Annotated in this window: 6 protein-coding genes; 4 read left to right on the top strand and 2 right to left on the bottom strand. The window is 50.6% G+C overall.

The window, feature by feature from the left end; translation table 11 throughout:
• On the top strand, positions 1-490 hold a 490-nt coding region (locus WC490_07970), incomplete at its 5' end, for a hypothetical protein (GenBank protein ID MFA5098536.1).
• Positions 491-504: 14 nt separating this feature from the next.
• Positions 505-1266 (top strand): tryptophan synthase subunit alpha, encoded by a 762-nt coding sequence (gene trpA, locus WC490_07965; protein ID MFA5098535.1) that lies wholly within the window; start codon positions 505-507, stop codon positions 1264-1266.
• Here the strand turns inward: trpA and pyrF are convergent.
• The gene (gene pyrF, locus WC490_07960; GenBank protein MFA5098534.1) at positions 1256-2044 is read right to left on the bottom strand and encodes an orotidine-5'-phosphate decarboxylase; all 789 of its coding nucleotides are present in this window, start codon (positions 2042-2044) and stop codon (positions 1256-1258) included. The two genes, trpA and pyrF, sit on opposite strands and share 11 nt — an antisense overlap.
• Positions 2022-3464, bottom strand: coding sequence for a S1 RNA-binding domain-containing protein (locus tag WC490_07955; GenBank protein MFA5098533.1), 1443 nt, complete (start codon positions 3462-3464; stop codon positions 2022-2024). The genes pyrF and WC490_07955 overlap by 23 nt, the downstream gene beginning before the upstream one ends.
• A gap of 127 nt (positions 3465-3591) precedes the next feature.
• Between WC490_07955 and speD the strand changes: the two genes are divergently transcribed.
• A complete protein-coding gene (gene speD / locus WC490_07950; protein MFA5098532.1) occupies positions 3592-4077 on the top strand; it encodes an adenosylmethionine decarboxylase in 486 nt (161 codons plus the stop codon).
• Positions 4074-4922: an agmatinase gene (gene speB / locus WC490_07945; protein MFA5098531.1), complete on the top strand. Its 849-nt coding sequence runs from the start codon at positions 4074-4076 to the stop codon at positions 4920-4922. Before speD ends, speB begins: the two co-directional genes overlap by 4 nt.
• Positions 4923-4949 lie beyond the last annotated feature (27 nt).

Raw genomic sequence — 4949 nt, 5'->3', positions numbered from 1 at the left:
CGTGGCGGGGGCTGGGGCCTGGGTAGAAAAAGCGGCGTCGCTGTTTGGATGGAGAACAGTTGAAGAGGATGCCGGGCTTTTGCAGCTGTTGCCCCAGTGGCTGGACCCGCAGAAGCACTGGCAGCAGGCGCCTTACCTTGAAAGGGCAGCCGCGCTTTCAAAGATGCTGGGCTGGTACAGGCTGCAGAAGGGGCTGCCGGAGAACGGGACAACCGTTATCTTTGGGCACACGCATAAGGCAGCCGCTCTTAGCGGCGAAACAGATGGGTTTTTGCAGGCTTTTACAGGCGACCGCTTTGCAAATACCGGCACCTGGTCGGGCATAAAGCCGAGATACCTTGGCTTTGACGCGTGGAAGAGCGTAAGGTTCAGGCCCGACCTTTTCCTGTCCGGGACCCATCCCAACAAGGACTGGCTGCTGATAAACGGGGGCATAAGCCTTCACGAAGGCCTGGCTGACTTGGAGGCAATTTTAGCTGCCGGTTCGTGATAAAATACAGTATCATGTCAAGGCTCAGCGCTGTTTTTGACAATAAGAAAACGCTTATCACTTTTATCATGGCAGGATACCCTTCCCTGCCTTCCACAAAAGAACTGGTAACGCGGCTTGATAAGGCAGGGGCGGACATTCTGGAGATCGGCATTCCCTTTTCCGACTCTGTGGCCGACGGTCCGGTGATCGTCACCGCTGCCTCCAAAGCCATCAAAAAGGGGGTTTCGGCAGCTTCCGTCATAAAGCTTACCGCAAAGATAAGAAAAAGAACGCTGATCCCTATAATCTATATGACCAGCTATAATATCCTGAATGCATACGGTCTCGAAAAGTTCGTCAAAGCCTCAAAAAAATCAGGCGCTGACGGTCTCATTATCCCCGACCTTCCCCCGGAAGAATCGCTTACGCTGCAGCGCCTGGCAAAGGCAGCCGGGCTCGATCTGATCTTTCTGCTTGCTCCCAATAGCAGTACAGATAGAATAAAAGCAGCTGCAAAAGCCTCAACAGGTTTTATCTATCTTATGTCAATAACGGGCATTACCGGAGTTAGAAAGGATTTTTCAGGTTCCGTAAGCAGGATGGTATCAAAGATAAAGCGATTTACCAATAAACCGGTCGCGGTAGGGTTTGGGATCTCCACCCCTTGCCAGGCAAAAAAAGCCGCAGCGATAGCGGACGGGGTCATTGTCGGTTCTGCCATCGTAAAAGAAGCCGGGGCAAGTATAAAAAGCGCCGAAGCCCTTGTCAGGCGCTTGAAAAAGGCTATTTCCTGAAGCGGTTTATTTCCTCGCGCAGTTCTTTTGCCGCTTTTTTGGGGTCATCCGAATAGATAATGCTTCTCGAAGCATTTATTATTGCCCTGTTCCTGTTTTTTGTGATCCCGTACTTTACAGAGTGTTCAAGGTCTCCGCCTTGGGCTCCAACCCCGGGGATCAAAAGCGGCATTTCTCCGGCAAGGGACCTGATCTCTTTCAATTCGAGCGGATTGGTGGCGCCTGCTACAAGCCCGCAGTTGCCGTAGATATTCCACTCTTTTACCCGCCTTGCCACCTGTCTGTACAGGGGTTCTTTTTCCAAAGCATTTTCCTGGAAATCGGTCCTGCCGGCGTTGGATGTAAGGCAGAGGACAAAGATCCCTTTTTCCCTGTATTCCATGAACGGTTTGACCGAGTCGTAACCCATGTAAGGGTTTACCGTGGTTGCATCGGCCTTAAAAACATCGAACAGGCTTTTTGCATAAGCGCCGGCCGTATGCCCGACATCGCCCCTTTTTGCGTCCAGGATCACCGGTATCTCTTCCGGGATGTATTCTATTGTCTTTATAAGGGACTGGAGACCGTAGATGCCGCACATTTCATAAAAAGCGATGTTGGGTTTATAACAGCAGACATGGTCTTTTGTTTCGTCGATGATCTTTTTATTAAAGGCAAAAACAGGGTCTTCTTTTTTCAGGATCTCAGCGGGGATCTTGGAGAGGTCTATGTCCAGCCCCACGCAGAGCAGGCTGTCGTTCTTTTCGCAGGCGCCGTCAAGTCTGGCTAGAAAGTTCATCCGTCTTGCCGCCGTTCAGCATATCCTTGAGCTGTTCTCCGACCGTATCACCGATCGTGACCTTGGGGGCAGGGGACGCTGCCTTGTTCTCTTCCAGCTGTTTCTTTTCTTCTTCCGCTGCGACAGCCTTTAATGACAGTCCGATCTTCTGTTCCTCAGGTATGATGCGCAGGATCTTTGCTGTAACCGTCTGGCCTATCTTTACCGCATCCTCCATATTGTCCACCGGTTTTTGAGAAATCTCCGAAACATGTATAAGACCCTCTACGCCTTCTTCTATTTCTACAAAGACGCCGAACTTGGCATAGCGCAGAACCTTGACCGGGACATTCTGGCCTGCCCTGTATTTTTCGGCGGCGCCCACCCAGGGGTCGGGCTGGAGCTGTTTGATGCCTAGTGACAATTTTTTATTGGTCCTGTCAACTCCAAGCACAAAAACCTCGACCTCCTGTCCCGTCTTTAACACGGAAGCGGGATCGGCAACGCGTTTCCAGGCAATATCGTTCTTGTGGACCAGGCCTTCTATCCCGTCAACATTTACGAAGGCTCCGAAAGGCTTTATATTGCTTACCCTTCCTTTTAGCACCGAACCTACTTCCAACTGGTCAAAGAGCTGTTCTTTGTCCTTTTTTTGCTGTTCATAATTTCCCAGCTTGTGGGAAAGGATGACCTTGCCTCTTCTTCTGTCCAGTTCAAGCACCTTGACCGGCAGGGTCCTGCCGACGAACTCGGACAGCGAAGCCTCGCCCTTTTTGGCGACCTGCGAAGCAGGTACAAAGCCCCTTATTCCGCCGCAGTCTACCACCAGGCCTCCTCCGACAGCCGAGGTCACTTTAGCCTCAAGCGCAGTTCTGCGGTTGAGCGAATCAGAAAGCGCCTTCCATTTAAGTTCGGTCTTTGCTTTTTTCAGGGACAGTTCGACATTGCCTTCCTTGTTGGAGATGGTCTCGATAAAAACCTCCACCTTATCTCCGACCTTGAGGTCCCAGTTGTCCACTTCTTCGGCCCTGATATAGCCGTCGGATTTGTACTGTATGTCCACAAGAATGCCGGTCTGGTCAACTTTTGCCACTGTTCCGGCAACTATGTCTCCTGTCTTAAAAGCTTTGAATGTGTCCGCATACTGGTCCTGAGGTTCCTTTTTGTCCGCTTTTTCCTGTTTTGGTGCGGGTTTTGCGGACAAGGGCTCCGGAATAGGAGGCGCGGATGGTTTTTCGGTATCTTTTTGGACAGGTTTCTCTTTAATAAAAGGGGTCGCTTTGTAGGGGATCTCTTCTTTTTTCGGGGCTTCCTCAACGGGAGGCTTTGCTTTGGTCTCCTGCAAGGTCTGCGCGATCATATTGTCCAGCTCGGCAAAGCTGTCGTTAACAGCTCCCTTGCTGATAAATGTCCCCTGGAGTTCTTCCTTGCCGTCGTTCATGCTTTTTCTCCCGACTTACTTAAGAATATCACAATAAGCGGGCGTTTTCAATTTGCATAAAATACCGCTTGACAAACACCGCGCATAGTCTAGAATTTAAATTGGACGGCGGCCCAAAGGAGAAGAGTTGAAAAAGGACAAGGTTGAATACGGGTTCGGCCCGCACCTTATGGTGGACTGTTACGGCTGCAATAAGGAAAAACTCTCGGACATAGACCTTATCTTTAACGCGCTTGACACAATGCCCGAGCAAATTGGGATGACCAAGATCATGCCGCCCTATGTGTTCAAATACCAGGGCGCCGTGCCGGAGGACTGGGGCGTTTCGGGAGTGGTCCTGATAGCGGAGAGCCACATTACTATCCACACCTTTCCGGACAAACTTCATGCCTTTATCGACATCTTTTCGTGCAGGGATTTTGACACCGCGCCGGCCACGGCTTTTGTCATCGACCTTTTTGAAGCGGCCAATTACGATGTCCAGCTCTCCACCAGAGGGATGGAATTCCCTCACAACATACAAAAGGCTGCGGAGATAGTGACCAAAGAGCGCAGGACCATCCAGCCCCTGCCTGCCGGCAGGCAGGCCGACCTTCCCAGAGTTTATAATTGAACACTTTTCTCGAAATAGAACCGGAATATTCAAGGTATGATGACTCCAAAATAGTTGTCATAAGCGCCCCTTACGAAAAGACCACTTCCTACGGAAAAGGGACAAAGAACGGACCGGCCGCCATCTTGAAGGCCTCCCAGATAGTGGAGGATTATGACATTGAGGCGGGATTTGAGCCGTGCAAAAAACTTGGGATCCACACGCTGCCTGCGCTAAGGCTTTCAAACGACCCTCACGGAACTGTGTACAGAACCGTAAAGAAGATACTTGCCGACAAAAAGATCCCTGCCCTTTTGGGAGGGGAGCATTCCATAAGTTTTGGGGCCATAAAAGCCGCAAAAGAAGCGTACCCGGACCTTTCGGTCCTTCAGTTTGACGCGCATTCGGACCTAAGGGATTCTTATCACGGGGATAAGCACAGCCACGCTTCCATTATGCGCAGGGCAAGAGAAATGTGTCCCGCGGTTCAGGTTGGAATACGCAGCCAGGACCTGGAAGAAGTTTACTATCTTAAAGAGGCAGGACTAATGGGCAGCATTTTCTACACCCACGAATTTGATGCGTCCAGAATACCTGAAATGGTCAAGCAGCTGAGCGGCAATGTTTATATCACATTTGATGTTGATGTATTTGATCCCTCCGTGATGCCGGGCACGGGAACGCCGGAGCCCGGAGGACTCCTCTGGTACGATTGTCTTAAGATCCTAAAAGAGGTCATACTAAGCAAAAACATTGTCGGGTTCGATGTGGTAGAGCTATCGCCCAAAAAAGGAATGGAGCACTGCGACTTTACCGCCGCAAAGCTGGTCTACAAGATGATCTCTTATCTTTCCATGAAGCCATAAAAAAACCCCGGGGGATCCCGGGGTTTT

Source organism: Candidatus Margulisiibacteriota bacterium (assembly GCA_041650635.1).
Taxonomy (GTDB): domain Bacteria; phylum Margulisbacteria; class WOR-1; order JAKLHX01; family JBAZKV01; genus JBAZKV01.
Note: the sequence above shows the minus strand (reverse complement) of the source record. Positions and strands in the feature narration are given on the sequence as shown.

Excerpts from the sequence above, each read along its gene's own strand:
- WC490_07955 (MFA5098533.1), bottom strand. The coding sequence starts at position 3,464 with ATGAACGACGGCAAGGAAGAACTCCAGGGGACATTTATCAGCAAGGGA.
- pyrF (MFA5098534.1), bottom strand. The coding sequence starts at position 2,044 with ATGAACTTTCTAGCCAGACTTGACGGCGCCTGCGAAAAGAACGACAGC.
- trpA (MFA5098535.1), top strand. The coding sequence starts at position 505 with ATGTCAAGGCTCAGCGCTGTTTTTGACAATAAGAAAACGCTTATCACT.